The 24,577-nt window shown below is 35.3% G+C and carries 25 protein-coding genes and 2 pseudogenes; 24 read left to right on the top strand and 3 right to left on the bottom strand.

The features are described 5' to 3' along the window. The first annotated feature begins 1 nt into the window (after position 1). The 16 genes and pseudogenes from IGK96_RS13360 to IGK96_RS13285 all read left to right on the top strand — a co-directional run bounded on the left by IGK96_RS13360 (position 2) and on the right by IGK96_RS13285 (position 14,943). The gene (locus IGK96_RS13360; RefSeq protein ID WP_010820367.1) at positions 2 to 1,096 is read left to right on the top strand and encodes a DUF917 domain-containing protein; all 1,095 of its coding nucleotides are present in this window, start codon (positions 2 to 4) and stop codon (positions 1,094 to 1,096) included. Beyond that, the gene (locus IGK96_RS13355) at positions 1,097 to 2,650 is read left to right on the top strand and encodes a hydantoinase/oxoprolinase N-terminal domain-containing protein (RefSeq protein WP_002365445.1); all 1,554 of its coding nucleotides are present in this window, start codon (positions 1,097 to 1,099) and stop codon (positions 2,648 to 2,650) included. It abuts the gene before it with no gap. A 74-nt stretch (positions 2,651 to 2,724) separates the two neighbouring features. Beyond that, positions 2,725 to 3,121 (top strand): annotated as a pseudogene (locus tag IGK96_RS13350) (hypothetical protein). 86 nt (positions 3,122 to 3,207) lie between these two features. Then, positions 3,208 to 4,557, top strand: a complete 1,350-nt coding sequence (gene gor, locus IGK96_RS13345) for a glutathione-disulfide reductase (RefSeq protein WP_002354732.1) — start codon at positions 3,208 to 3,210, stop codon at positions 4,555 to 4,557. A 197-nt stretch (positions 4,558 to 4,754) separates the two neighbouring features. Then, the gene (gene folB, locus IGK96_RS13340; protein WP_002354733.1) at positions 4,755 to 5,117 is read left to right on the top strand and encodes a dihydroneopterin aldolase; all 363 of its coding nucleotides are present in this window, start codon (positions 4,755 to 4,757) and stop codon (positions 5,115 to 5,117) included. Further along, positions 5,118 to 5,603, top strand: a complete 486-nt coding sequence (gene folK / locus IGK96_RS13335; RefSeq protein WP_002365443.1) for a 2-amino-4-hydroxy-6-hydroxymethyldihydropteridine diphosphokinase — start codon at positions 5,118 to 5,120, stop codon at positions 5,601 to 5,603. It begins immediately after the preceding gene. Then, a complete protein-coding gene (gene folE, locus IGK96_RS13330; protein ID WP_002381007.1) occupies positions 5,597 to 6,166 on the top strand; it encodes a GTP cyclohydrolase I FolE in 570 nt (189 codons plus the stop codon). Before folK ends, folE begins: the two co-directional genes overlap by 7 nt. Positions 6,167 to 6,169: 3 nt before the next feature. Beyond that, a complete protein-coding gene (locus tag IGK96_RS13325) occupies positions 6,170 to 6,763 on the top strand; it encodes a non-canonical purine NTP pyrophosphatase (RefSeq protein WP_002354736.1) in 594 nt (197 codons plus the stop codon). Beyond that, positions 6,756 to 7,193 (top strand): annotated as a pseudogene (folP, locus tag IGK96_RS13320) (dihydropteroate synthase); the annotation flags it as partial. The gene IGK96_RS13325 and the pseudogene folP, both read left to right, overlap by 8 nt. An 85-nt stretch (positions 7,194 to 7,278) precedes the next feature. Further along, complete coding sequence (locus tag IGK96_RS13315; RefSeq protein ID WP_202570933.1) at positions 7,279 to 7,758, top strand: hypothetical protein; 480 nt, start codon at positions 7,279 to 7,281, stop codon at positions 7,756 to 7,758. A gap of 587 nt (positions 7,759 to 8,345) precedes the next feature. Then, positions 8,346 to 8,606: a hypothetical protein gene (locus IGK96_RS13310; RefSeq protein WP_438756270.1), complete on the top strand. Its 261-nt coding sequence runs from the start codon at positions 8,346 to 8,348 to the stop codon at positions 8,604 to 8,606. A 33-nt stretch (positions 8,607 to 8,639) separates the two neighbouring features. Further along, the gene (locus IGK96_RS13305; protein ID WP_289867076.1) at positions 8,640 to 9,110 is read left to right on the top strand and encodes a hypothetical protein; all 471 of its coding nucleotides are present in this window, start codon (positions 8,640 to 8,642) and stop codon (positions 9,108 to 9,110) included. A 102-nt stretch (positions 9,111 to 9,212) separates the two neighbouring features. Then, entirely contained in the window at positions 9,213 to 9,350 is a 138-nt protein-coding gene (locus IGK96_RS13300) for a zinc finger domain-containing protein (RefSeq protein WP_137273907.1), read from the top strand. A 96-nt stretch (positions 9,351 to 9,446) separates the two neighbouring features. Then, positions 9,447 to 10,343, top strand: coding sequence for a hypothetical protein (locus tag IGK96_RS13295; RefSeq protein WP_438756268.1), 897 nt, complete (start codon positions 9,447 to 9,449; stop codon positions 10,341 to 10,343). 160 nt (positions 10,344 to 10,503) lie between these two features. Continuing rightward, positions 10,504 to 14,340 (top strand): SpaA isopeptide-forming pilin-related protein, encoded by a 3,837-nt coding sequence (locus tag IGK96_RS13290; protein WP_438756266.1) that lies wholly within the window; start codon positions 10,504 to 10,506, stop codon positions 14,338 to 14,340. 168 nt (positions 14,341 to 14,508) lie between these two features. After that, positions 14,509 to 14,943: a hypothetical protein gene (locus tag IGK96_RS13285; RefSeq protein WP_438756264.1), complete on the top strand. Its 435-nt coding sequence runs from the start codon at positions 14,509 to 14,511 to the stop codon at positions 14,941 to 14,943. Positions 14,944 to 15,279: 336 nt separating this feature from the next. On the opposite strand, the gene IGK96_RS13280 is transcribed toward IGK96_RS13285, so the two are convergent. Next, positions 15,280 to 15,813: a hypothetical protein gene (locus IGK96_RS13280; protein WP_438756262.1), complete on the bottom strand. Its 534-nt coding sequence runs from the start codon at positions 15,811 to 15,813 to the stop codon at positions 15,280 to 15,282. A gap of 14 nt (positions 15,814 to 15,827) precedes the next feature. Here IGK96_RS13280 and IGK96_RS13275 point away from each other — a divergent pair, with 14 nt between their 5' ends. From IGK96_RS13275 to IGK96_RS13265, 3 genes are read left to right on the top strand one after another with little or no spacing between them, the layout of a single operon-like run. Then, the gene (locus tag IGK96_RS13275) at positions 15,828 to 16,154 is read left to right on the top strand and encodes a hypothetical protein (protein WP_438756260.1); all 327 of its coding nucleotides are present in this window, start codon (positions 15,828 to 15,830) and stop codon (positions 16,152 to 16,154) included. Continuing rightward, positions 16,151 to 17,620, top strand: a complete 1,470-nt coding sequence (locus IGK96_RS13270; RefSeq protein WP_438756258.1) for an FtsK/SpoIIIE domain-containing protein — start codon at positions 16,151 to 16,153, stop codon at positions 17,618 to 17,620. Before IGK96_RS13275 ends, IGK96_RS13270 begins: the two co-directional genes overlap by 4 nt. After that, a complete protein-coding gene (locus tag IGK96_RS13265) occupies positions 17,604 to 18,704 on the top strand; it encodes a replication initiation factor domain-containing protein (RefSeq protein WP_438756256.1) in 1,101 nt (366 codons plus the stop codon). Before IGK96_RS13270 ends, IGK96_RS13265 begins: the two co-directional genes overlap by 17 nt. Positions 18,705 to 18,999: 295 nt before the next feature. Here the strand turns inward: IGK96_RS13265 and IGK96_RS13260 are convergent, their stop codons facing one another. Both IGK96_RS13260 and IGK96_RS13255 read right to left on the bottom strand, forming a co-directional pair. After that, a complete protein-coding gene (locus tag IGK96_RS13260) occupies positions 19,000 to 19,536 on the bottom strand; it encodes a hypothetical protein (RefSeq protein WP_137273914.1) in 537 nt (178 codons plus the stop codon). Positions 19,537 to 19,686: 150 nt separating this feature from the next. Next, positions 19,687 to 19,950: a hypothetical protein gene (locus tag IGK96_RS13255; protein ID WP_170965507.1), complete on the bottom strand. Its 264-nt coding sequence runs from the start codon at positions 19,948 to 19,950 to the stop codon at positions 19,687 to 19,689. Positions 19,951 to 20,728: 778 nt separating this feature from the next. Between IGK96_RS13255 and IGK96_RS13250 the strand changes: the two genes are divergently transcribed. Genes IGK96_RS13250 through IGK96_RS13230 form a run of 5 tightly spaced genes read left to right on the top strand, consistent with a single transcriptional unit; the run spans position 20,729 to position 24,574 of the window. Further along, on the top strand, positions 20,729 to 20,998 hold the full coding sequence (locus tag IGK96_RS13250) for a hypothetical protein (protein WP_202570913.1): 270 nt from the start codon (positions 20,729 to 20,731) through the stop codon (positions 20,996 to 20,998). Between the two features lie 4 nt (positions 20,999 to 21,002). Continuing rightward, entirely contained in the window at positions 21,003 to 21,452 is a 450-nt protein-coding gene (locus IGK96_RS13245; RefSeq protein ID WP_438756253.1) for a hypothetical protein, read from the top strand. 42 nt (positions 21,453 to 21,494) lie between these two features. Continuing rightward, positions 21,495 to 21,713: a hypothetical protein gene (locus tag IGK96_RS13240; RefSeq protein WP_033594089.1), complete on the top strand. Its 219-nt coding sequence runs from the start codon at positions 21,495 to 21,497 to the stop codon at positions 21,711 to 21,713. A 1-nt stretch (position 21,714) separates the two neighbouring features. Beyond that, on the top strand, positions 21,715 to 22,110 hold the full coding sequence (locus tag IGK96_RS13235) for a conjugal transfer protein (protein WP_033594091.1): 396 nt from the start codon (positions 21,715 to 21,717) through the stop codon (positions 22,108 to 22,110). After that, entirely contained in the window at positions 22,097 to 24,574 is a 2,478-nt protein-coding gene (locus IGK96_RS13230) for an ATP-binding protein (protein WP_289867068.1), read from the top strand. The genes IGK96_RS13235 and IGK96_RS13230 overlap by 14 nt, the downstream gene beginning before the upstream one ends. The last annotated feature ends 3 nt before the right edge of the window (positions 24,575 to 24,577 follow it).

The following is a 24,577-nucleotide window of genomic DNA, read 5'->3' as shown; positions in this document are numbered from 1 at the left end:
AATGCGTTATTTAGATGCAGAAGCAATTGAGAATATAGCCACAGGAGCAGCTTTTTTAGGGACAGGAGGTGGCGGTGATCCCTATATTGGTAAAATGATGGCTTTGTCCGCCATCGAAGAAAACGGACCTGTCAAACTGGTTTCTCCAGAAGAGATAGCTGCGGAGGATTTTTTCCTACCTGCCGCAATGATGGGTGCCCCATCTGTCGCAATTGAAAAATTTCCCAAAGGCGACGAATTCGTCCGTGTCTTTGAGAAGTTAGGAAAATATTTAGACCAAGAAACGATTGCGGGGACCTTTCCAATGGAAGCTGGGGGCGTCAATTCAATGATTCCAATTGTTGTTGCAGCGAAGCTAGGCATTCCCTTGGTGGATTGTGATGGTATGGGTCGGGCCTTTCCAGAATTGCCTATGGTAACGTTCCATTTGAATGGGATGTCAGCGACCCCTATGGCAATTACCGATGAAAAAGGAAATATTGGCATTATGGAAACGATTGATAATACTTGGACAGAACGTCTTGCTCGTGTTCAAACAGTTGAAATGGGCGCCAGTGCTTTAGTGAGTATTTATCCCGCGACAGGCAAACAATTACAAGACTATGGTATTCACAACATCGTGACATTATCAGAAGAAATTGGCAAAGTGATTCGAGGTACCTATGCAGATGAACAAGAAAAACGCCAAGCATTAGTAGAAGTTACGGATGGCTTTGAATTGTTCCAAGGAAAAATTCTAGATGTGGAACGAGAAGTAAAAGGTGGCTTCAATTTGGGACGTGTCAAATTGAGTGGCTTAAACAGTGATGCTGGTTCAGAAGCAGTCGTCCATTTTCAAAATGAAAATTTAATTGCCGAGAAAGATGGTCAGGTGATTGCGATGACGCCTGATTTGATTTGTATGGTAGATTTAGAAACTTTAACGCCTGTGACAACAGAAAGCTTGAAATACGGCAAACGTGTCCAAGTAATGGGCTTGAAAGCGAATGCCGCTTGGCGAACGAAAAAAGGTATCGAAACAGTGGGTCCTCGGTATTTCGGCTACGAAATGGATTATCAACCACTAGAAAACTTAGTAGCGAAGGAGGAAAAATAAATGTATAAAATCGGTATCGATGTCGGCGGCACAAATACAGATGCTGTTATTTTAGATCATCAATTAAACTTGATTCATTCAGTGAAAGTTCCAACAACCGATGATATTCAAACAGGGATTGCCGGTGCCTTAAATAAAGTCTTGGCAGAATCAGCAGTGGACCCAACCAAAGTCACACATGCAATGTTGGGCACGACCCAATGTACGAATGCCATTGTTGAGCGAAAAAAATTAGCAAAAGTTGGGGTCCTTCGTTTGGGCTATCCAGCAACCGCTTCGGTCTTGCCTTACACAGCTTGGCCCAAGGATTTAGTGGCCACTCTTTCAGAAACGTATGCTTTAGCACATGGCGGCTACGAATATGATGGACAACCATTGACTGCACTGGACGAAGAAGAATTACGTGGGATTTTGGCCTCTTGGCGAGGAGAAGTAGAGGCAATCGCAGTAATTGGCGTTTTTTCTTCTTTAAAAAATGACCAAGAATTGTTTGTTCAAGCACTTGCGAAGGAAGTGTTAGGGGCAGATGTTCCTGTATCTTGCTCCTCAATGATTGGGTCTGTCGGTTTAATTGAACGGGAAAATGCGACAATTTTGAATGCTGCGTTGCACAAAGTAATTAAAGTGACCAGCGAGGGCTTTGAACAAGCCTTAGAACAAGAAAAAATTCATCACGCCCAAGTGTACTTATGTCAAAATGATGGTACGTTAATGTCGTTAACGTATGCCAAACAGTTTCCTATTTTAACCATTGCTTGTGGACCAACCAATAGTATTCGTGGGGCTTCTTACTTAGCCGGCTTGAAAGATGCGGTTGTTTTAGATGTTGGTGGCACAACGTCAGACATTGGCGTGTTAGTGGATGGCTTTCCAAGAGAATCTTCACTGGCCGTTGATGTTGGCGGAGTACGGACCAATTTTAGAATGCCAGATATCGTGTCAATCGGTGTCGGCGGCGGCAGTCTAGTGCGTGAACAACCAGATGGTTCTGTGACAGTTGGCCCCGATAGTGTCGGCTACCGTATTACACAAGAGGCCCTTGTTTTTGGCGGCACACAATTAACGACCACTGATATTGCGGTTCGCTTAGGCCATGCCCAAGTTGGTGATCCTAGTAAAGTGGCTCATTTAGACCAAGCGTTTGCGGAAAAAGTGTACCAAAAAATTGGCGAATTGGTCAGTGAAGCGATTGATCGCATGAAAACCAGTTCCGCAGACGTGACGGTCGTTTTAGTTGGTGGTGGGAGTATTATCATCCCCGAAGAATTGACAGGCGTTAAAGCGCTAATTCGCAACGAAAACGGGGCAGTGGCGAATGCCATCGGTGCCTCTATCGCTCAGATTAGCGGACAATACGAACAAATTTATGTCTATTCAAAAATCCAACGAGACGCGGCGTTGGCCGATGCCCAAGAAAAAGCCGTCCAACAAGCTGAACTTGCGGGTGCAGTCCCTGGCACAATCGAGTTAGTCGAGGTGGAAGAAACACCACTCGCCTATCATCCAGAAAATGCAACCCGCTTACGAGTAAAAGTGGTTGGGAACATGTATTAAAAGAAAGGAAATCCTCTGGCATATGAGGGTTTCCTTTTTGTGCTATAGTAAAAGAAAAAGAAGGAGGAATAACTATGGCTAAATTATTCGCCTACCAAATTGGTCAAAACCCTCATATTCAAACGGACCTTTTGGTAGATCCTCAGCTGTTTGAAGATGAGCATGGCTGTGGGGGGGGTGGGCTTCGGTTTAGCAGATTGTGTTCAAACCGGAATGTTTACAGATATTGAAGTGATAAAACGGTATCTTCACGAAGCAACCTACGTTTTTATTAATGGTGACTTTGACCGACTAAGTTATTTAGAAATTGGGATTGCACTTTCCTTAGGCAAAAAACTTTACGTCATTACAATGAATCCAAACGTAACGAAAGAAGATTTAGGAATTCCCTTCGACAATGCTACGATTGAATTCCTTTCCCCCAGTGCTTTTACGGAACGAATCAATAAAACAGAAGCAGCAGAAAACTAAACAAAAGTAAGTAATACGACTGTCTTTTTTTGCTATTTTTTGCGATAATAAGGGAGAAAGTTCAAATTGAAAGGGAGCCAGAATAAATGAAAACCTATGATTATATTGTTATTGGTGGCGGTAGTGGCGGGATTGCTTCTGCTAACCGCGCAGGAATGCACGGAGCCAACGTCCTTTTAATTGAGGGCAACGAAATTGGTGGGACCTGTGTCAACGTTGGTTGTGTGCCTAAAAAAGTCATGTGGCAAGCCAGCAGCATGATGGAAATGATGGAAAGAGACACAGCAGGCTACGGGTTTGATGTTGAAATCAAAAATTTTAGCTTTAAACAATTAGTTGAAAATCGTGAAAAATATATTGACTTCTTACATGGTGCGTATAATCGTGGTTTAGACAGTAACAACATTGAACGTATCCATGGTTACGCTACGTTTACTGGGGAGCAAACAATTGAAGTCAATGGAACAGAATATACGGCGCCACACATTTTAATCGCGACAGGTGGTCGTCCGAAAAAACTAGGTATTCCAGGAGAAGAATATGCCTTAGATTCAAACGGCTTCTTTGCGTTAGAAGAAATGCCAAAACGTGTGGTCTTTGTGGGTGCAGGGTACATCGCAGCCGAATTAGCAGGAACCTTACATGGCTTAGGTGCAGAAACACATTGGGCCTTCCGTCATGAACGACCATTACGAAGCTTTGATGACATGCTTTCTGAAAAAGTCGTAGAACGCTATCAAGAAATGGGCATGCAAATTCATCCGAATGCAACACCAGCTAAAATTGAAAAAACGGCGCAGAATGAGTACGTTATTACATTTGAAAATGGTGAATCAATCACGACAGATGCCGTGATTTTCGGGACAGGCCGTCAGCCGAACACGGATCAATTAGGCTTAGAAAATACGAAAGTAGCCCTTGATGAAAAAGGCTACGTCAAAGTAGATAAATTCCAAAATACCACGCAAAATGGCATCTACGCAGTCGGCGATGTCATTGGGAAAATCGACTTAACGCCAGTCGCAATTGCCGCTGGTCGGCGCCTGTCTGAACGCTTATTTAACGGACAAACCGATTTATATTTGGATTATAACTTGGTACCAACGGTGGTCTTTACCCATCCACCAGTTGCGACAATTGGCTTGACGGAAAAAGCAGCGCTTGAAGAATATGGTGAAGACCAAGTGAAAATCTATCGCTCTAGCTTTACACCAATGTATTTTGCTTTAGGAGAATACCGTCAAAAATGCGACATGAAATTAATTTGTGTCGGCAAAGAAGAAAAAATTGTCGGTTTGCATGGCATCGGCATCGGTGTTGACGAAATGCTACAAGGCTTTGCAGTCGCTATTAAAATGGGCGCGACCAAAGCAGATTTTGATAATACTGTTGCGATTCATCCAACAGGCTCAGAAGAATTTGTAACAATGCGATAAAAGGAGAATAAACCCCGAAAAAGAGCGTTGCATCAGCAACGCTCTTTTTTGAATACACGAGTTATACTATTTGATTCGTAAAAAGTAATTTTTTATATCATGCCAATAACCACTTTTCCATCTTTTAACTACTGACTTTTCCAAGAAATATGCTATGATTAAAAAAATCAGCAAAACAGAGGGTAGGGAGTTAGAGGATGGATAAAATTAGAATCAACAACTTGAAATTTTTCACAAAAAATGGTGTTTTGGCAGAAGAAAAACGTCTAGGACAGCAAGTAGAAATCGACCTTGAAATGCAGTTGTCGTTAGCCGAGGCAGGGCGAACAGATGATGTCACTCAAACTGTCAATTATGCCGAAGTGAATGAATTGATTGCCCAACGAGTAAACAATCACTCGTACGATTTAATCGAAGGTTTAGCGAGTGCTATTTTAGATGATATTTCTGCAGATTATCAAGAACAATTGAACAAAATTATCATTAAAATTAGAAAATATAGTGTGCCGATGCCCGGCCTTTTTGACAATATTGAAATTGAAATGGAGCGAGAAGTATAGATGATTGGCTATGTAGCATTAGGTAGTAACGTCGGCGATCCGTACGCAAATTTAGTGAAAGCCCGCAATTATTTAAACGAAGACCCGCAGATTCAGGTCGTGGCTTCTTCAAAACTTTATGAAACGGATCCTTACGGCTATACAGACCAAGATGATTTTTTGAACGCCGTATTGAAAATTGATACTAGCTATACCGCTGAAGAGTTATTGGCTGTTACCCAAGGGATTGAGCAAGCAATGAAACGTAAAAAATTAATTCACTGGGGTCCGCGGATTATTGATATTGATATTTTATTATTAGGGGAGCAGTCAGTCACATTGCCCCACTTACAAGTTCCTCATCAAGAATTAACAAAACGGTCATTTGTTTTGATTCCCTTAAGTGATGTTTACGCAGAGGAACAACTATTGGGCGCGCCAATAGCTACATGGATTCAGCGCAGTGGCAATCAAGAAGAAGTGCGAGTAAGCGAAAAGGAATGGTAGAGATGGAGCAGGAAAAACAAGCGCAAATTGAGCAGGCAGTTACCACAATCTTAGAAGCAGTGGGGGAAGATACTCAACGGTCAGGACTCATTGATACACCCAAACGTGTAGCTAAAATGTATGCAGAAGTTTTTAGTGGATTAACCGAACCTGAATTTGACGATTATAAATTATTTGATAGCTTAAATGAAGGCGAAATGGTTTTAGTAAAAGATATTGCCTTTTATTCAATGTGTGAACACCATTTATTGCCATTTTATGGAAAAGTACATGTCGCTTATCTGCCAGAAGGTGGCAAAGTATTGGGACTAAGCAAGTTACCAAGATTAGTAGAACATTGTGCCAAACGTCCCACAGTTCAAGAAGATTTAACAGTGACAATTGCCCGCAAACTTCAAGAAAATATTCCCGTTAAAGGCATTGCAGTAGCCATTGAAGCGGAACATATGTGTATGACGATGCGCGGCGTGAAAACACCACAAAGTAGCACCAAAACATTTCAATTTACCGGACTATTTAAAGAACAAGAGTGGAAAAATCAATTTTTAATGGAGATACGTTAGAAAATGGAAATCATTGTTGGCACGAATAACCAAGGTAAGTTAAAAGAAATGCAATCAGGACTTAAGGACCCCGCTATTCAACTTGTCTCTTATCGAAAGTATACAACCAGTCAAGAACAACCTGCAGAAACTGGCACTACGTATGCTGAAAATGCTTATCTAAAAGCTCGCTTTTTCCAACAATTAATTGGCCGCCCAGTGTTAGGTGATGATGGCGGCTTAACGTTAACTGCTTTTCCTGATTTATTAGGTATTCATACAAGCCGCTTTTTCCATTCAGCCAATCCGGAAGAACAGAACCGCGAACTGTTGCACTTATTTGAAGGGCAACAGTCGACCCGAGAGTTAACCTTATCAGCCACGTTGGTCTATGTACTCGACGACGACAAACTGTTGCAAACGGAAGCCACTTTGACTGGTGAATTAGTTGAACCGCGCGGTACAGGTGGTTATGGCTTTGATCCGATTATTTATTTACCAGATCGAGGCAAAACCTTAGCGGAGTTGTCCACGAGTGAACGAATGAAGATAAGTCCTAGAATGCGGGCTTTACGAAAGATGATTCAGCAGATAAAGGAGCAATGTGACAATGATTGATTTAAAAAAGAATTACCAAATTATGGGGATTGTCAACACGACCCCCGACTCTTTTTCTGATGGCGGTAGCTACACAACGGTCGACGTGGCCTATCAACATGCGCTTCATTTACTAGAAGCGGGGGCCGATATTTTAGACATTGGCGGCCAATCCACACGTCCTGGCTACGAAGAAGTTTCTCCACAAGTTGAGGCAGAACGAGTATTACCGTTAATTAAAAAAATACGTGAGACTTCTCTAGCGCAGATTTCTGTGGATACCTACTATCCCGAAGTAGCAGAAGCCGCGATCCAAGCTGGCGCCACAATGATTAATGACATCAAAGGATTAGACACTCCGGGGATGGCAGAAGTCCTCGCACAATATCCTGAAGTCCAAGTTGTGATTATGCATTCTAGAAAACGCCAATCGCTTTCTTTAAAAGAAGAGGGCAGATTATACTGTAAATTGCAAAAGGTGATAATTATTTAATTATCTTTTGTGATTTACAGTTTTTTTATTTGGAGGGTGTTTAATGATAGTTTGTGAATGGTTAGTTGAAACTATTGTTTGTAAGTCTGATTATTCGTATTGTGGATATTCTTTTACAATTGAAACAATTTCTAATTCAAAAAAAGTAGTGTTTGACATTGCAAAATTGAAAACGAAAGAAGAATTGAAAAAGGATAAACAGGACTACGAGCGAATAAATATTTGTTGGATTGAATTAAAAAAATCTTATAGATTGAGTAAATATCAACGTTTTGTAAGACTGAAAGAAAGCAATAGACCACGAAAGGCTATTTCAAACATTTTAAACATTCCTTTCTGGAAATTGAGAGAATATGAAGAATATTATAACGGAAATACAAAGCCACTAACAATACAAGGCTATTTTCATTTGCGAAAATTTTTGACTGATGAACAGATTCGAAGACGTTATAAGATTCCTCGTTGTGAATTTAATCAGTTTCTAAAAAGTGTTCATTCTTGCTCTTTACCTAAAATTGGATAGAAAAGACATATTTTAAATATGTGTAGGGTTGAGCCAATACTGCTGGATTCGATAACCAAGCTTTAAGGTAGTATACCCTTTATCAAAGCTTATAACTGGCGTTTTAGCTTAGGTGGGAACCAAGCTACTTGCAAGAGGTAGTGTGACCGCATGGTAAACGACAGGCTCAAAAAAAATTATTTGTTAAAGAGTATTTTTAATAGATAATTTAAATTCAATGATTAGCCATTTAAAATGGGTAAGGTATTGATTTCTATAATTAAAAGGTGGGGGGAAGAAAGTCTTTTGATGTTTAGGATAAAAATGTATTGAATGCTTGTATTTTAAATGTATAAGACTATCTCATTTTTTTAATTTAGTTAGTGATTTATTTAGTATCGAAAAACCTCTAATGTTAATTTATTTTTCTGTTCTTTATTTTTTTGTTTCCTTGAAAAAAATTATTATATTAAAGAAAATATAGGACAATGAATTTTTTCGATATTTTTTAGAAAGAGCCTTTAAATAGGCTCTTTTTTTAGTGCGTATGGTTACATTGTGGTAGTTCGATTCTACCTCGCACTGTTAGAAAATAGGAGGAATAGTATATGAATAAAAATGAATTTATGAGGATAAAGAGAGAAATGGAAAGTGTATTTAAATGTGAAGTGCTTTTTTGTAGTAACGGCGAAGAGATTGCAGTAGATATTTTTGAACAGCGAATTTGTTATGATGTAAGTTGTTATCCTCATGTTTTAAAGACCATTTACATGGATTTAGAAAATAAGTTATCAGATATAGAACTGCAAGTTATATTTTTAGCACAAAAATATCTATGGATACTGGTGGAAGAAATTATTAGTAGTTAAAAATAGTTAATTAATTTTTAGGAAGGTTGAAAAATGAAAATAGAAGAATTAAAAGAAAAAATAGAACAAGAACGTCAATTAGAGATACGTCGAGAATGCGAAGAATTGGAAGTAAGAAAAGAGTGTTTGTTTGCTTGTGTAAATTATCGAATTAGAGGCTTATGTTTTTATTTACTTTTGCTAAAAAAAAGTTGTAAGTATCGTCGGATAATTTATTATCGGGGAATTTCTTTACTGTTTTTTGGTTATCTTAATTATTCTTTTTTATCATTTGTGAGAACAATAAATATATCTTCTGTTCTAGATGTTTTTGATGTAGATAATATGGGTTGGTTTGTTCTGTTGATAATTTTTGGTTTTTTATTTGTAGGAATAATAGTTACTATTTTTGAAAAATTTTATGAATTGAAACCTGCTTTAGGTTTTTCGTTGAAAGGAATTTATGATGAAGTTCAAAGAATAGACAAAGAAATAGAAAAAAATAAAGCTAAATTAAACAAATAGGAAATAGAAGTCTAATAAAATGTGGAGGTGGAGAAATGATTGGTATTCGTGGCTCGCCTATTTTTTTTTGTCAAAATAGGTAGAGAAATAGGAGGTTTCCATATGGAAAAAGAACAAGAAAAAACTGTTAATTATGATTGTCCGCGCTGTGGCGGTTTAATTATAGAGCTGGGTGTAGATAATGAGTATGGTTTTTCATGTGATACGTGTAATTATCCTTATTCAGATGATGAAGAATAAAAAGGAGAATGAATTAATTTGAAAAATATTGAAGCAATTTTTAGAGATTGATATAATGGAATTATTCATAAGTAATTAGTATGGAGGAAAAAAAGAATGAACTTAAAATTAAAGAAAAATCAAATTGTCGGGTTATCAATTGTCGCAACGTTAGCATTAGCAGGTGGTGCTGGATTTTTTGTTCATAATAAACAAGTTCAAGCGCAACAAATCGCCTTAGAACAAAAAGAAAAAGTCGAATATGACGAATTAAAGTTAGATGTGAACAGGGCGATTCAAAAAGCGTATGACACACGTCATGAGGAAGATATAACCTCAGCGGAGAACATGATTCAAAAATTAAAAGACAAAGATAAAGAATATCAAAAAGGCGTTCTTGATAAATTAAAAGGCTTTTTAGCGCAAGTGAAAAAAACAAATGATTTGTTAACGAAAGCGGAAAAAACAAAAGCAGACGTAGATATTCAAAATGCACAAAAGAGCATTAATGAAGAAAAAGACGAGTATTTATCAAAAGATAAGAAAGCTCATCAAACTCGTTTAGATAAATTGAAAAAAGAAATTGCGGACGAAAAAGCGAAAAAAGAAAAAGAAGCAAAAGAAAAAGAAGCACAAGAAGAGCAAGCAAAACAAGAAGCAGTAGCTCAAACGCAAGCGCAACAAGCAGAAAGCCAACAAGCTGATATGCAAGCGCAAGAAACAGCAGTGCCACAAGTGGAAACACCGCAAGCACAAGCAAGTGTACCAGAAGTAGCGCAAGCACCAACACAAGTGGCGGAAGCTCCACAAGCTCAATATCAAGCACCTGCAACGCAACAAGCAGTTGAACAAGCACCAGTTCAAGCACAATCGCAACCACAAGCGCCAACGCAAACACCATCAAGACCATATCCGGATAGTTATTATCGTCCTGATGGTTCATTAACGCAAGATGCGATGAATAAATTAGAACAAGAAGCTTCTAATGCTGATTGGTCTGAATTTTTTAAATAGAGAAAATAATAGTTACAAATATTAGAGAAAAGACAACTAGAAATTATTCTGGTTGTCTTTTTTTGTGGAAAGGAACTGGAAATATGTGTTTTATACGTTCACTTAATGAATGAGAAATTTTAATAGATAGAATAAAAATATAATTTGAGGTGAAAAAATAGTGAAAAAACAGTCACATACTCATTTTTTAAAGCGAAAAAAATGGTTATATAGTTCACTTGTTTTAGGGGTTTTAGCAGGTGGTGTCGTAGGGGCAGAAATGATTCAAGCGAATAATCCATCGATTACGGCACAAGCGATTAGTTTACCAAGTGGTGTAACGCAAGTAGGAACAATTAACGGTGTACCTGTAGTAAAATCAACGACAAATAATATGGGGAGCCAAGCTTTTCAAGATATTGTTTCAAGTTTACTAGGGGAAACAGGATACCCACCATATATTATTAACGAAGCCTATTGGGGCAACGATACAACATTAGTAAATGGTAAACCATTGTCAAGTATTGGTGAAGCAGCGGCTCAAATTTTTGGACGTGATGGGTTTTTACCAAGTGACCTTGGAATTGAAATTCCTGTAGGCGGAAGAGCGCTTATTCGTAATGTAGGTACGGCGATTAATACGGCTGATGGCTCAACAATTCCTCTTTCTTTAGGGATAACTGTAAATGGCGCAACACAACCTGATGGTACACCATTAGATAAAGTAGTGATGGGGGCAAAATCACAAAGTAGTGTAATTACGCTTGCGTGGGGGTCACTGATTCGTGGTGGAGAAAACACTGGTGGTTCTACCGAAGGTGGAGGTATTGGTGGGTCAAGTTCTGATGGAACATTAATGCAGTATATTGATAAGATTTCATATACTTTAACGTTTATTAATACGAATACAGGTCAAGCATTATCAAATGACACTTTAATGCCGATTAAAAATTCAGACATTGATGCGAATCAATTAGCAGAAATGGGTGGAGAAGGAGCGATTGGCTACATTGTTTCGCCAAATACAGCACTTGTTCAACAAGGAAATGGTTTCCGTTCTACTTCTAGTGGGGCAATCAATGAAGATTCTGTTCATCTGACAGAAAACAGTTATGTGGTATTAAAAAAATATAATAGTAATTTAGTACAATATAACTACGAAGATGATTTAAATAATCATGTGGACATTGTAACAGCTCATTTTGGACGTATGCCTTTTAAGATTAATGAATTGATGGGTGGCTATATTTCTATTGACAAATCAACCTTCCAATTTGGTAAAGACCCTTGGAATAAGAATTATTCTTTTGACACATTAGCTTTTGATGTGATTGATAAAAAAGGGAAAGTAGTAGATACGATTCGTTTAGATAAAAAAGGAAACGGAAAATCTAGTTATTTACCTGCGGGAGAATATGATGTAGTTGAGCGTTCAAGTAATTGGTCTGCAAGTGGACAAACGGTTCGTCCGAATATGACAGTAAAAGTAGAAGCTGGAAAAACAGTAACAGTGAAACCACAAAATACCGCTGTAACGGCAAGTTTAACCATTAAGAAAAAAGGGTTAGAGTCAGGTACAGACATGTGGAATCAGCACTATACATTGGCTGGTAATGAATTTACTGTGACTTCTTTAACAGATGGTAAAGTGTACAAAGCGGTAACGAATGAAAAAGGGGAAGCGACTGTCAAAGAGTTACCACTTGGCGAATATGAAGTGGAAGAGGTAAAAGCTTCTAATGGTTTCGTAAATGGCTTTAAACCGAAAAAAGTAAAATTCACGTATAAAGACCAACATACCGAGGTTGTATTTGGTGAAACCTCAGGAACAAACCCTGAAATTAAAGGGGAAAATACGTTAGAGAAAGAAGATACGGAAACAGGTAAAGAATCGCAAGGAAAAGCGGACATGAAAAATGCCGAGTATCAGTTATTCTATGACGAAGACCGAACAGGGAAAAATCCACATAAAAAAGGTGACCCAGTGAAGTGGTCGGATATTCCGAAGGCAAAATTACTTGCTGGAGAGAAGGTCACTTCTTCTGTTATTAACGGAAAAGAAGTAGACCATGGCGACAACGTTGTTATCAATGTGGACGATGAAAAATTAAATGTAGCCGTTGGAAATTTAGCGCTAGGAAAATATGTTTGGCGTGAAATTAACGCCCCAGAGGGGTACGTGTTAGACAAAACTGAACATCGTTTTGAATTAACGAAAAAAGACGACAAAACACAAAATATTGTATTTCCAACGATTACATCAAAAGAAAAAGTAATTGAAGCGGAAGTAACTATTCAAAAATTGGTTGAAACGCAAGGGGAAAGCAATGAAAGTGGCTATAATGGGGTAGAATTTACCTTTACGCCATTAGAAAGCACAAAAGGCGAACCAGTCGTAGTGAAAACAGGTGTAAACCAAGAAACAAACGAAGATGGTTTTGCTCGAGCAAAATTGGTTTACGGCGATTACGTGATGAAAGAAACAAAGGGTGTTGAAGGTTACGACAAAATTCGTGATGTCTATATTCATATGGAAACAGACGAAGAAAAAGACTTATTGACGATTTCTGCAAGTAACCATGCGGATTTCTCAAAACCATTTAGCAAGCGAACATTTAGCTTATCAGATAATCAAACAACGGAAAATCCAAATGGAGAAGAAAGTGTCGGAAATGTATCGACAGATAAACCAATCATTAGTTTATCGAAGTTGACGTTTACGAACAAAGACCCACTACCACCGCTTGTGCCTGAGTTAGAGCCTGAAAAAGATGTAACGAAAACGGAAGGCGGAGAATCGATTAATCACGGTGATGTGGCGTTATCAAGTGAATTTGTTTATGCGTTAAAATCAAGTCGTTTGAGCAATCAACGGACAGACGATTTAACAGAATGGTCGATTTTAGATAATTACGATGAGCGTTACGACCGATATAATAACCGCTTTGAAGTGGTCGCAATGACGGATTTTGGAGACATTAAAAAAGGCGATGTGCTAGATAAGAAGTACTTTACCGCAGAAGATAAGGACGGGAAAGTAAATTTTGTCGCAACGAAAGACTTTTTAGATGTCGTGAATGCGAACAAAGACAAAGCTATTCAAGTAGAAATTCGTGCAAGTTTCTTCCGTCATACAAGTGCGGACGTTGTCTACAATTCATTCGTTGAAACAATCAACGGGGAAAAAATGAAATCAAATGAAGTAGATACGAAAACACCAAAACCAGAACCACATAAATTCAATGTGGTAGGGGAAAAAGTAGATTTGAAAGGTGACAAACTACTAGATGATGACGATGAAATGAAAGACCGTTACAAAGACACTAAAACTGACCCTTACAAAGACGAAGTGAAGAACAATGAAACGTTCAATTTTAATACAAAAGCAGTGAAAAAAGGAGATACGATTCGTTATCAATTGTGGTTAGATACGACCTCATTTGATGAAACTTCTGAATTGTCTGTGTTACAAATGGTAGACGATTACGATGAAAAAACAGTAGAACCTGATGTGAAACAAGTAAAAGTCTATAACGCCAAAGGCGAAGAAGTAACCAAGTATTTCCAATCAGAAGTGAAAGACGGTAAATTAATTGTTCGTGCCAATGCTTTTGTAAAAGCAACGGATAGTCAAGGAAAAGAAGTAAACGTAGTAGATACGGAAAAAATTCCATTCGGTCAAGTCTACAAGATTGAGTTTCCTGTGAAAGTGAAAGAAGATGTCAAAGATAAAACAGACATTGTAAATGTCGCAAATCAGGAAATGGTAGATTCAGAAGGTTCAAAAACAGAGTTGACGACAGAAACACGTGTGAACCCAGTAGATGAAAAAGCACCAGCACAACCGAAAGAAACACCAAAAGACACACCGAAAGAAACGCTAAAAGGAGAATTACCAAGTACTGGTGAACGAGTAGGAAAAGTATTTTCTATTATTGGCGCAGGCATTCTTTCTATTGTAGGTGGGATGTGGTATTTCAAAAATAAAAAAGCCGAAGAAACACAAGATAAAAACTAGGAGCGGAATGTTCTACTCTAAGTTATATACTCTTTAAAAGTGTAGATTGTTTTAATAAAAAAGATAGAGGTGCGGAAATGAAAAATATTCGTGGGTCACCTATTTTGGTTATAAAATGTCAATGATTATTTATATAAAACAAAAAAATGATGAAAGAAGGAACAAACAATGAAAATTATTATGAATGAAACATGTGTAAAAGAAAATTTAGGAGACGTAATGTTACTAGGAGTAAATGTAAGACACCCGTATAACAATGAAACTCGAACGTATGATGAAACGGTTATTGATAGTGTGACCGTTAATTTAGCTTGTTCAAAATTAGAAAATAGTATCTCTGTTAGTTTAGAAGAAAAAGAAGTACCCAATGTGAAAAACTGGGGTAAAGTACGTGTTGCAGGGTTGGTTTATGCTCCTACAGCAAGTGCAAACTCTTATGAAAATCAATCTGGACAAATGCGCTCTTATGGTAGCATTAATGATCGTTTTACTGCGGTACGAATTGAGCCAATGACACCAGCAGACAGAAAAGCTGATGAAAACGGGCAGATTTTAAGTGATAAAGCAGTAGATTCTAAGAAAACGGAAAAACTTGAAAAATAATTAGTACTTGCTCGAGAAAGTCCCCTAACTTGGGCGGAAGCGAAGGTGACGGGGCTTGGGGTGTCAAACCCCAAATAAAGAAAAAAATTGTAAGGAAACTTAATCTTAATTCTTAACGACAACGGACTTTTTCCCTTATACTGGCTAGTCCGAGTGAGCATATATTAGTTTCTAACTTGGTATGTCGCTCGGCGACAGCATACGTAAGGGAAAAAGTGTTATAAGTCAATAGAAAAGGGTGGAGATTTTTTTGAAGAAAAAATACTACCCCTATTGACTTATAACAGTTGTTTTAACAAATAGGAAGTGACAAATAAAATGTGATGAAACTTATATTCATAATTTAGTATTGTTGCGTTGGTCATTAAAAAAGTAACCACTAGCAAGTAAAAGCAGAAACATACAATTAATACCATACATTGCTAGGCATAGTGTTTTTAAAAAGGTTACATTATTTAATGTGTAATTGAAATAGTCTTGGATTCCTATTTGAAGTATATCAGTTTTCGCAAATAAATTACTTGTTAATATGGTTACAACTGCAATGAATATAGAATCTTCAAACATTTTTTTAAATTCCCTTTCATAAGGAAAATAGAAAATAGCCCAATCACTTAACCATAAATATAACAATGCTGAAATTTGGAACAGTAAAAATATATTGTATATTCCGAAGATAGTTTCGGGATTTATTTCTACATCGTTTAAATAGTTTTGAAGAATGTTTGGTAGTACTTGATTAAAAATACTAACTGCATTTTTTAATTCGGCTTTTGCAAAGAATGTAAATAAGTTAAGTAAGAATAGTATTGTGAGAATGAAGAAAGAGTGTTCACTTAGTGTATCGTAAAAATCTTTAATTTTTTTCAAGAAAGGACCCTCCTATGGTTAACTATATTTTTGTTTTGTTATTTGTTGGAATTTTCTTGTATTTGTTAAGAAAATTGGTAAATAAATATGATTTGTCATTAAATGCTGAAAATAAAAAATTTAAGTACACACTTATTATTATACAAAAAAATGGAATTGAACAAGTAATTTATTTTTATAGTGATTTTGGAAATTACACTGTAGACTATTTAATGGACTATTTGTGGAACCAACGCTTAAATGCTTATGTATTGAAAGAAAAAGGTAGAAGAAAAATACTATGTTCGTTAAGTGAATTATATTATTGTGAATCATTTATAGAAAGGAATACAAAAAAATGAATTTTATTGACTGGCATTATAAAGGTTTAAGAGTTCGCAAATGGCATAGAACGTTGATTTGGCGTGTTTTATCTGTTGTATTTCTAAGTGCATTTATGAGTAGTTTTGTTTATTATTCTTGGAAAAATAGCTATTTCGCATTATTAGCTGAAATACCATGGGATAAAATTATATGGTTAAGCTTATTTAGTATAACTGTGGGACTATTCGTAGTAGGGATAGTCTTTTTTGCTTTTTTACCTTTGTTTAGACGTTTTTTATTATTGCAACGTATTTGTACAATGATTTTTTCTTCGGATTTTTATAAAGTAAATGACTTTGAATCGCCAAATATGTTGAAAAATGATGCTAGAAATTTAAAACGAACATTATTATATTTTCCTACTTTCTATGTGAAAATGAAAAAAGAAAAAATTCAAATTACGGTTCGATTAGATGGAAGTAAATTTCATCAATCAGAACAAATTAAAGAATTATCAAGTATTTTTGAAGAAAGTTTAGGGATAGATTTAGTAGGTGTTTTACAACGAAAAAGATTTTTGATTTATGAATTTGAAAAAGATAATTTGGAAAATCGTTTGACAATTGATGAAGTTGTGCCGAATGGTTATGTTATTCAGTTGATGAAAAATATTCGTTGGGATATTGCGAAAATACCTCATGGCTTAATTGTTGGTGGTACAGGTAGTGGTAAAACCTTCTTTTTATTTGTTTTGATTCGTGCTTTTGCATTGATGGGGGCAGATATTCGTATTGGTGACCCTAAAAATAGTGATTTGGCAGATACTGGAAGGGTATTTCCTCATGTTTATACTGAACCCGAAGATATTCGACAAATGGTTCATGTTGCGGTAATAGAAATGAATCAACGTTATGCAGAATTAAAAAAACGACCTGATTATCGTTCAGGAAAAGATTTTACTTACTATGGATTAAAACCATTAATTTTAGTGATTGATGAATATGTCGCGTGGTTAACTAGTATTCCTGCTAAAAAAGATAGAGATATAATTATGAATGATTTACGTCAAATTGTTTTGAAGGGGCGTCAAGTGGGTGTTTTAGGCTTTTTTGCGACACAAAGACCAGACGCACAGTTTTTAGTAGGTGATATTCGTGATCAATTAGGATTACGGGTTGCTTTAGGTGAAATGAGTTCAGATGGTTACCGAATGACTTTCGGACAGACAGAACAAGCGTTTCAGTCTAAACCAATAAAAGGACATGGTTATTTGAATTTGCTAGGTGATTTTATGGTTCGAGAATTATATAGTCCATTAGTGCCTGAAAATCACGATTTTATTGAGGAACTGGTTGATTTGGTTGGCAATGTTTCAAGCGAATTTACGGCTCCGCCGCTCAATTCGCTTGAAACAATTGAACAACCAGAGGAGCCGACAGGCGACGATTATAAAAAAAGAGAAGTGATTTATGAGGAGGTTTCTCATTATGAGCGTAGCGAATAAGCCCCCACTTACTAATAGGGGGGCTACCTTAGCAAATGAAGAAAAACCATTGCGTTTTTTGATTGATTGGTGCCAAGTAACGATTAAGGAAATGACTGTAGAGGAAATTTGTGTTGAACTTTTGAATATTCCATTTGAATTAATGCGTGACGATGAGCGCAACGGTATTAAAGGCTATCATGCTTCGTATTGTTACGATGATATCCGCATTTTAGAAAGCAGTGGGAAAAATGCGGATAACGGTATTCAGTTGCTGATGTCTGGTAGTGGTTGTCGCAATTATGAAGTGTTTTTAGAAGCGAATAATGAAACGTGGTTTGATTTTTTAGAGCGTGCGTTAAAATTCGGTTCGAATATTCCTCGTTTGGATATAGCGATTGACGATTTTAAAACATATTTCAAAATTGCTACTTTAAAACGTATGGCAAAAAAAGGATATACGGTAGGACGTTCTAAAATTGGCGCAGGTAATGATTCTTTTGCAATGAGTGATGGTGAAAGGAAAGGTGAAACATTAAATATTGGTTCTCGTTCTAGTGATTTTTTTATGGTTTTCTATGAAAAGAATTACGAACAAGCGAATAAATTTCATCTTGAAGAACCTTTAGATAAATGGAACAGATATGAATTAAGGTTTAAGAAGAAAAAAGCAATAGCAGTTGCGCAAGAATTGGTGCAAACCCGAAGGGTTGATGAAATAGCATTGTCTATTTTGAAACAGCAAGTCCGATTTGTTGTTCCTCCTAAAAATGGAAGTGATAAAGATAAACACCGTTGGCCAGTGTGGCAACCTTGGGAATGGTTCTTAAAAGATGTAAGTCAATTGAAATTATCTGTAGAACCTAAAGAAAAATCATTAGAACAGTTGTATGGTTGGTTATCGCTTTCTGTGGCGCCTAGTCTGTGGGTGGTTAGGGAATTAGATAGAATGTGCGGTACTCGCCAATTAAATCGACTAATAGATAATGCGAATGTTACAGAAAAACATAAAAAAATGCTAGAAAATTATTTAAAACAAATGGAAAGGTTAAAAATTCATAAGTATCGTTTAGAAGAAAGGGAGCTGTTAGAAGATTATGAATGATGGAAAAGCAACTGTGAATTATTGCAAGGATTGTGGTTATAAAGTTGAAAAATGTTTAAACCTTCCCGAAGGGAAGAAGTGCTGTCCTGATTGTGCTTGTCATAAATATGTGATTTTGATGAATAATAAAAAGAGTACCTAAGTGTACTCTTTTTATTATGAAGGGGGGCATTTTTATGAAAAAAAGTTCTTTAATTATCTCTCTAGTATTGTCAGAATTTTTATTTATTCATTTTTTATATTTAAGAGATTTTTTTGGAGTGTTTATTAGCATAATAAGTTTTTTATTTTATTTTTATTTACTTAATTCAAATAAATATTGAATTAATTGATAGATTAGTATTACTAGAATAGGACTTAGGTAAATATATTTTATTATTAACCACTGTAGAGGGTATCTATATAATTTGTGATGGATTCTAAAAGTGAAGCTTCTACGTTTTAATCCAACTATGTGTCTAAATTTATTTAATTCATAGAAATAGGTTCTAGAAAAAAGTTGATAAGAATAATTAAGCTTTTTTAAATTATCAGGTTCTTCTTTGTAGTTTTTAATAAATCCTTCTAAGGAAGTTAATAAATCATCAGATATATAAAATAATAAATTTTTTTCTTTTAATTGTGAATATAAATTGGATAAATTATTGAAAATTGCTTCTTTATTTTTTTCTGTTAAAGAGATGAATAAATGGCATTCAATATTTTCATAATGAGGTTTAAAAATTTCTTCAATTAATAATGGTGCATGTTTTTGTAATGCTTCAAATTTTCTGGATTTGTTTGTATTTATAATTGTCCAAATAAGATTGATGAGAAAGAATGTTTCGTTCATACGAATAACTCCTTTTGTGCTATTAAAATAAAAATTCAGGAAAAAATATTGTTAATTATTTTTATTATATTAGATGATGATTAATTATGTCCATTAATTTTTGTATGCAAAGAAAAAGAGTGCTTTTGCACTCTTTTTTTATTTGAAGAATTATAAGAAATTTGTTAGTTTTCCATTTTTAATTTCCCACTCGTACCATTCTGTAAAGTTTTGAGGGAAACCATTTATTGCATGTTTTTCTTGCTCTAGTGCTTCTTGTTCGTTTGTTGGGTCTAATGCTGTAGGTTTGTTTATCGGTCTAGCATAACAGCCGATATACGTTTCAAAATCGCCCTCAAAACTTCCTTCAATAATTAGTCCCTTTTGTTGTAATTCTTTTCTCGCTTGTTCTTTTAGTTGTTCTTTTTTTGTCATGATTCGTTCCTACTTTCTTTGATTTTTTTGTTTTTGACAAACCATTTCTCTGAGGCGTTTTTCTGAGGCGGAAAAAAGAAAAGAATTTCAATTTTTTCGTTCTTAGATTTTGCCTTATGAGATATTTAGTTATGGTTCATTTCTGCTTCGGCTGTTATCGTCGGCGTGCTTATGAAAAACACTTTCCTCGCCAGAAAAAAAGGGAGTGCTGTAGTAAAAAAATTTGTACTGAAAGTTGCCCACAAAATTTTTTACGCCCCTTTTTTTCTGGCGTGGTAAGTGTATAAGCACTGTTCGCCGATGATAACAGCGGGTCGAAGCAGAAATGAACCTAAATTCTCATCATGTGCAAGAACGACAAAAATCGCTCTGAAATTCTCGGGGTTTTAATGAAAGTTTGGGGTTTGCCCTTTTCAAAGGGCAAGGTCTTAAAAAGGAATATTGATTTTTAAGCTTAATTGAAAAGAGGGATTTATTCATGTTTTTAACAGTTGGTGATCGTTTAAAAGAATTAGGGTTTGTTGCAATGTCTTTAGGAGCTTATCAATTGTATATGGTTGATATTCCACCCTAGAACTTCATTAGTTGTTGAAGGATTTTTAGAAAAAGGGACATATCGATATGATTTTTATTCTATGAAGTTTGATAAGCGCACAGGGGAAACGCATAGTTATAAAATCTATTGTTCGGGTGTTTCTGTCTGTGTCATGTATCGTAGTGTATCTAAACATGTATCTTTTATGAAAAAGTTGATAGAAGAAAAGGAGGGTAAAAAAGAATGCTGTATTTAATTATTTCTATCGCTATTGGTTTTTGTTTAGGCGTGTATGTAGAACGATTTGTTTTTGTCTATTCAAGTGTAAATGATAGGTTTAGACAAAAAGCAATTTGTAAGAAATTTAACTGCAATAGAAAAGATTTTTCTTATTTTTTAGAAGATGAAGATGGTTATTATATTGTAGTTTTTGAAAATAGAGAATATCGTGTGAAGTTTTCTATGAATCAGACAAACATTGTTTATTGCAAAGAACTAGAAAGGATTAATTAGTTTTATGAAAATGAGTACGGAAGAAATAAATAATTGGTGTACCTCGTTTCGTGTAAGAGAAAAAGTAAGGTTCAAAAATTTATGTACCAAATTTGAAGTTTTGTATTTGTATCCAGAAGAATTTAGTTTTTTGTATGTAAATAATAAAACAAAGCTTACTAAAAAACTTTTTTTGCGTGGTGTATATTTGTTTTTTACGTTGCTGTTTTTCTTTTTGATGATAGCCGTTTATTTCTATGGTATGTCTATTTTATTGAAAAATGAATTACATTTAATGATGAATAGTAAAGATATAGAAGTCTTTAATGTGGTAGTTAATTTATGGGTTTCTATATTATTTATGCTTGGTTCTATTTGTTTTGTCGGTCTATGTTTTGTTGTAAGAGATATAAAAAAATTTGAAACAGAAGTATTAGTGATGGAACTGATTGACCAAAATAATAAAAATAAGTAAAAGCTGTAAGAAAATAAAAAATGTTGAAAGGAAGAAAAGGAAATGAATTTTTTTCAAAATTTATTTGAAAGTGTTGTAGGAGAAGCAAAATATTTTGTTATGATTTGTATGTTGATTGCAGCGGGGTATTTTGCTTTAGAACGTAAAGTAAGTAAGGTTATTCCAATTATTTTGGCTGTGGCGGTAGCGGTTTGGTTTGTCGGTGATACGGCAGGCGTATTTGATTGGCTATTGAATAACATGAAAAATTGGGGTAGATAATATGGAACCGATAAAAAATTGGTCTAAAATTTGGAAAATAGAACGAATTTTTTACAAAATTAGTAATGAAATTTCGTTACCTCGACCAATCAGTCAAACCTCATTAGTTTGGTTTGGGATTGGCTTTATTTTGTCTTTAAAGATGAAAGGTATTTTTCCGTTTGTCTTTTCAAGTCCAACAGTTAATCATATAGGCATTCCCTTTGGGATTGCCTTTTTTATGAGTAAGCGAACGTTTCAAGGAAAAAGACCGTATAATTACTTATTTAGCTTATTCTTATATCTTTTTCGCCCAAAAAGTACACGTAGAGGGAAAAGGATACCGAAAACTAAAAATCAAGAAATGGATTTAACTATTTTGATTGGTGAAAGGAGAATAAAAAATGGGGATTGTTAATTTACAACCAAAATTTCCAATTAAGTATTTAGAAGATAATTTAGTCATTAATTACGATGAAACAGTTTATGCCTATTACGAATTTTTGCCTTATTCTTATGGTTTTGCTGGAGAAGATAAAGCGTACCAAATTAAAAATAATTTATTGCGTTTGTTTAAACAGTATAAACGTGGTCGGTTCCGTTTATATTTTTGTTCTGCGGAAGAAAAAGTCAGAAATGCAATTGAACGGTCTAAAAAAGATGTTCGCTCTACGGGTAAATTAAAAGAGTTGGCATTTGAACATTTAGACAGTGTAGGTGACATTCTCGAACAAATGAACGGCGAGTATGAAACTTCTACTCGTTTTTTTATTGGCTTTGAATTATTGCTTGATGAAGAAAAAATTGGTAAAGGTCGTTTTTTAGATGATGTAGTTGTAGGGATAGAAAGTTTCTTTAATCGCTCAAATGCTGTATTATTTGATGATTTTGAAAAAATATCAAATAAAGAAATTGAACGTTATAAACGATTGGAACGTTTATTATACAATCGAATTACACGTCATTTTCGTTTAAGACAAACAACACCTCAGGATATTGCGTATATTGTAGAGCATTTGAACGGTAAAAGAAACCAGTCTATAGAAGAAACAAGTTATTATTCTCAATCAGTGAAAACAGAAGAAGATACGTTTATATTCGCTTATGACACGGTGAAATTAAACTCTGTAAGATTAGATGAATATACGCAACATATCGTAATGTCACATGGTGAAGAAAAAGAATACGTATCGTATTTAGGTTTATCTCATATGACGGGTGATTTACAATTTCCTTTTGGTTCTGAATTTTTTTATTATGCACAATCTGAATTTAATTATCCAGTAGACGTAAGTTTAGATGTGGAAGTGCTAGATAATAAGTCTTCTTTATCAAAAATTCGAGCTAAAAAACTAGACTTAAAAGATATTGATGAAAGTGGGCTAGAAAGTGGACATGATGTAGCTAATAATGTTTTAGAAGCTAGACAAATGGCAAGTGAATTAGAGGCTCGTTTGGAAGATACTAAAGAAAGTATGTATAAAATTTCTTTGGTTGTTCGTGTATCTGCTTCTAGTCAGGAAGAATTGTTTAAACGTGAAAATGAAGTTTGTAATTTCTTTGATGATTACAAAATGACATTAGAAAAAACGAATAATGACCAGTTGTTTTTACATTATGAAATGTTCCCGTCAGGAAAACGAACAATTGATGACTATGTACAGTATGTAGAAGTTGATTTTCTCGCAAGTTTAGGATTCGGTGCGACACAGCAGTTAGGGGAAAATAGTGGGATTCCATTAGGCTTTAACGTAGATACTGGAAAACCTGTTTATATTCGACCTTGGGAAGCGGCGCAAGGGAAAGAAGGAACCAATACAAATGCTTTAGCTAAAGCATTAATTGGTTCTTTAGGTGGTGGAAAATCATTGACTGAAAATGTCATGACGTTTTGGTCGGTGTTATTTGGTGCCTATTCTTTTCTCATTGACCCAAAAGGTGAAAGAAATAATTGGGAAGAAGATTTACCTTATTTTAAAGAATATATGAACACGGTAAATATTACGAATGATGAAAAGAATATTGGATTACTTGACCCGTTTTCTGTAATGGATGATGTGAAAGACCAAGAAGCGTTAGCCTTAGATATTTTAACGTTTATTACTGGTGTGAATGCTCATGATGGCGAGCGTTTCCCTCAATTACAAAATGCCGTAGAAACAGTTTCTAAACGTGAGAAAAAAGGGTTAATACACGTTATTGAAGAATTAGAAAATAAAAATGATGAAGTTTCTTTAAGTTTGGCAAATCATATTAATAGTTTTAAAAAATTATCTATTGCAGGTTTGCTATTTGGTGATGGTGAGCGTGAAAAAGGTTTAGATATGCGGTCACCTTTAAATATTGCTTTAGTACAAGATTTAAATTTACCTGAAAAAGACGTAGAAATGAAAGATTACAACCCTAGTGAAATGTTAAGCGTGGCGATTATGATGGTTTTAGCGACGTATTCTCTTGATTTTATTAAGATGAATCGTTCTGTTTATAAAACATTAGGATTAGACGAAAGTTGGGCATGGTTAAGTGTTTCTCAAGGAAAAATTTTAGGTAAAAAACTTGTTCGTGCAGGTCGTCAAATGAATGCAGGGATTGATTTTTCAACGCAGAATACAGATGATTTAGGCGACGAAAAAATGAAAAACAATATCGGTTTAAAATTTATTTTTCGTTCAAATGATCGCGTGGAAATAGAAAAAGCTTTAACATTTTGTGGGCTAGAAGTCACGGAAGATAATGTGAATCGAGTAAGAGGTTTACAAAATGGTGAGTGTTTGATGGTAGACATAAACGGAAATTTTGGTGTGGTTTATGTTTATTATTGGTTTGAAGATTTGTTCCGTGCATTTGATACTCGCCCACCAATGGAAGAAAGCGAGGAGTAAAAT

The sequence above is a fragment of the Enterococcus sp. DIV0682 genome, assembly GCF_051712685.1.
GTDB lineage: Bacteria > Bacillota > Bacilli > Lactobacillales > Enterococcaceae > Enterococcus > Enterococcus faecalis.
Note: the sequence above shows the minus strand (reverse complement) of the source record. Positions and strands in the feature narration are given on the sequence as shown.

Coding starts and splice junctions, on each gene's coding strand:
- IGK96_RS13360 (WP_010820367.1), top strand. CDS start 2: ATGCGTTATTTAGATGCAGAAGCAATTGAGAATATAGCCACAGGAGCA.
- IGK96_RS13355 (WP_002365445.1), top strand. CDS start 1,097: ATGTATAAAATCGGTATCGATGTCGGCGGCACAAATACAGATGCTGTT.
- gor (WP_002354732.1), top strand. CDS start 3,208: ATGAAAACCTATGATTATATTGTTATTGGTGGCGGTAGTGGCGGGATT.
- folB (WP_002354733.1), top strand. CDS start 4,755: ATGGATAAAATTAGAATCAACAACTTGAAATTTTTCACAAAAAATGGT.
- folK (WP_002365443.1), top strand. CDS start 5,118: ATGATTGGCTATGTAGCATTAGGTAGTAACGTCGGCGATCCGTACGCA.
- folE (WP_002381007.1), top strand. CDS start 5,597: ATGGTAGAGATGGAGCAGGAAAAACAAGCGCAAATTGAGCAGGCAGTT.
- IGK96_RS13325 (WP_002354736.1), top strand. CDS start 6,170: ATGGAAATCATTGTTGGCACGAATAACCAAGGTAAGTTAAAAGAAATG.
- IGK96_RS13315 (WP_202570933.1), top strand. CDS start 7,279: ATGATAGTTTGTGAATGGTTAGTTGAAACTATTGTTTGTAAGTCTGAT.
- IGK96_RS13310 (WP_438756270.1), top strand. CDS start 8,346: ATGAATAAAAATGAATTTATGAGGATAAAGAGAGAAATGGAAAGTGTA.
- IGK96_RS13305 (WP_289867076.1), top strand. CDS start 8,640: ATGAAAATAGAAGAATTAAAAGAAAAAATAGAACAAGAACGTCAATTA.
- IGK96_RS13300 (WP_137273907.1), top strand. CDS start 9,213: ATGGAAAAAGAACAAGAAAAAACTGTTAATTATGATTGTCCGCGCTGT.
- IGK96_RS13295 (WP_438756268.1), top strand. CDS start 9,447: ATGAACTTAAAATTAAAGAAAAATCAAATTGTCGGGTTATCAATTGTC.
- IGK96_RS13285 (WP_438756264.1), top strand. CDS start 14,509: ATGAAAATTATTATGAATGAAACATGTGTAAAAGAAAATTTAGGAGAC.
- IGK96_RS13275 (WP_438756260.1), top strand. CDS start 15,828: ATGGTTAACTATATTTTTGTTTTGTTATTTGTTGGAATTTTCTTGTAT.
- IGK96_RS13270 (WP_438756258.1), top strand. CDS start 16,151: ATGAATTTTATTGACTGGCATTATAAAGGTTTAAGAGTTCGCAAATGG.
- IGK96_RS13265 (WP_438756256.1), top strand. CDS start 17,604: ATGAGCGTAGCGAATAAGCCCCCACTTACTAATAGGGGGGCTACCTTA.
- IGK96_RS13260 (WP_137273914.1), bottom strand. CDS start 19,536: ATGAACGAAACATTCTTTCTCATCAATCTTATTTGGACAATTATAAAT.
- IGK96_RS13255 (WP_170965507.1), bottom strand. CDS start 19,950: ATGACAAAAAAAGAACAACTAAAAGAACAAGCGAGAAAAGAATTACAA.
- IGK96_RS13250 (WP_202570913.1), top strand. CDS start 20,729: ATGCTGTATTTAATTATTTCTATCGCTATTGGTTTTTGTTTAGGCGTG.
- IGK96_RS13245 (WP_438756253.1), top strand. CDS start 21,003: ATGAAAATGAGTACGGAAGAAATAAATAATTGGTGTACCTCGTTTCGT.
- IGK96_RS13240 (WP_033594089.1), top strand. CDS start 21,495: ATGAATTTTTTTCAAAATTTATTTGAAAGTGTTGTAGGAGAAGCAAAA.
- IGK96_RS13235 (WP_033594091.1), top strand. CDS start 21,715: ATGGAACCGATAAAAAATTGGTCTAAAATTTGGAAAATAGAACGAATT.
- IGK96_RS13230 (WP_289867068.1), top strand. CDS start 22,097: ATGGGGATTGTTAATTTACAACCAAAATTTCCAATTAAGTATTTAGAA.